The 2,282-nt window shown below is 70.4% G+C and carries 1 protein-coding gene; it reads right to left on the bottom strand.

Features of this window, described 5'->3' with window-relative positions; genetic code table 11:
- Positions 1–169: 169 nt before the first annotated feature.
- On the bottom strand, positions 170–2,282 hold a 2,113-nt coding region (locus tag AC1D01_RS30890), incomplete at its 5' end, for a cytochrome c peroxidase (RefSeq protein WP_477873249.1).

Below are 2,282 nucleotides of genomic sequence, written 5' to 3'. Positions count from 1 at the left end.
GCCGTTGATCGTGCCGGGCAGCGGAACCTCGCCGCGGTAGAGCTGGCGGCCCAGGTTGGAGCCGGGGTCCGCCAACACGACGACCGCGCACAAGGCCAGGCTGCCGCCCAGCCACCAGGACTTCGACAGGCTCAGTCCGAACGGTTTGTGTGCGCTCGCCACCGTTCCCCTACCGCACCACCACGCTGTACATGCTGTTCCCTCCAGAAGCCACCGGTCCCAGGTTCACCGTCCCGGCCGGGAAGCTCTTCGTCCACACGCTGAAACTGCGTGCCGTGCCCGCCTCGTCGGTCGTCACCTTCAACCCGGTGTTCGACCAGCCCGCCATCCACGAGAACGCGCCGGTGAAGCGGTCGTCCACCGTCACATACACGTCCGCCGGCTGGTTCAGCGTGAAGCTTGCCGTCGGGTTGCCGGTGAAGGTCTTCGAATCGTTCGCGGTGCGCAACCAGGGGGAACCCGACAGCAGCGCCGGCAACCCGGTGATCGTGAAGGCGCGGTCGCCGAACTGCAGTCCGGCCGCCTGCAGGTTGGCCTGCACCGACCAGTCCGCCGCATTCGCCGTGTCCAGCACCGACAAACCACCGATCGTCGCCGCGCTGATCGCATCGTTGCTGTCGTCCAGCTGCTGCAGGTAGGCCACCAGCTGCGTGCGCTGCGCCGCCGTCAGGCTGCCCGCGGCGCCGTGCTGGTTGGCCGCGTTGGCAGTGGTCAGCACGTCCAGCAGCGTGGCGGCCGAGCCGTCGTGCAGGTACGGCCCTGTCGCCCACGCGCCCTTCAGCGTTGGCGTGTCCAGCCCGGTCAGCGTCTGGCCGAGCCGCTTGCCCGAAGACGCCTTGATCGTGCCGACATTGCGCAGCACGCCGCCGGCGCTGTCGGTTGCATCGGTGCCGCCGTGGCACGCGAGGCAACCGCCCGCGCCGCGGAACAGCGCCTGCCCGGCCAGCGCATCGGCCGTCAGCGTGCCGTTGGCGTTGCGGTACGGGCTCGCATCGCTCGCCTTCAGCGACGCCACATACGCCGCCAGCGCGTCCAGGTCGGCGCTGACGCCCGCCTTGCGATCGCCCAGCGGCTGCGAACGCGTGCCGGTGTTGAACTGCGCATCGCTCATCAGCCCGGTGCCGAGCGCGAAGTTCCGGATCTGGCCCTCGAAGTCCTGGATCTCGTCGAAGTTGCCGGTCCAGTGCTGGTTGCCCTGCGCACCGGCATGCCCGCGCAGCGAGATGGTGTTGCGCAAGCCCTCGCCGAGGCCGGTGAAGTCCCAGGTGCGGCCGTCCTGCCCACCATCGTTGTGGCACGACGCGCAGCTCATGTAGGCATCGCGCGCCAGCCGCGTGTCGGCCGCGTCGTAGAACAGCTTCTTGCCCACCAGCACGGTGGCCGCGAGCTTCTCGGTGCCGACCGCCCCGGCGTTCGCGAGCAGCGGCAGGTTCAGCTCGCCGAAGTTCACGAGCCGCGCCAGGTCGTAGACGCCGAGCGTGCGGTCCATGAAGTTGTTGACGTACAGCTTCAGCCCGTCGGCCGACACCGCCACCGCCTGCGGTGCACGGCCCGCCGGGAAGCGGTAGATCTCGGCCTTCGCGACCGGATCGACCACCGCGACCTCGCGGCTCGTCTCGAGTGCGACGAACAGGTAGGCACCGGTCGGGTGGAACACCGCGCCGCTGCCGACGCCGGAGTTGTCGTGGTCGATGCGCGCGGTGTAGTCCTCGGCCCAGCCCACCAGGTCGATGCGCGAGCTGATCGCGCGCACCGTGTTCTGGAAATCGAGGTTGCTGCCGTCGCGCAGCGTGCCGCGCAGCAGGTTGTCCTGCTTGGACGGCACCCAGGCGCTCTTGCCGTCCGGCGAGATCACCGCCGGCGCCAGGTAGTTCGGGATGCCACGGCCCTGCAGCAGGCTGTCGGGCTTGTCGCTGTGCTGCAGCACCACGGTGCGCTCCACCGCCATGGCTRCCGTCACGACGACCACCTCGCCGCCCTTCTTCACGCCGCTGACGGCCGTCTGCACGGCGGCCGTGCCCTCGCCCGGCAGCGCCGGCGAGACGAAGCGCGACACCAGCACGCGATCGCTCGCCGCCGTCACCGAGACGTGCCGCGGGTTCGCACCCACCGCCACGCTGCCGAGCGTCGCGCCGGTCGAGGCGTTCAGCTTCAACAGCTGGCCGCTGCCTTCGAGCGCGACATAGGCCGCGCTGCCATCCGGTGCGAAGGCCAGGCCGAACGGCTGCGAGGCGCGCGGCAGGGCCACCGTCTGCGCGACCGCCAGCGTGCCGGCGTTGACG

The organism is Rhizobacter sp. P3_B12 (genome assembly GCF_056402895.1).
This window is presented reverse-complemented; position numbering and strand designations above follow the sequence as displayed.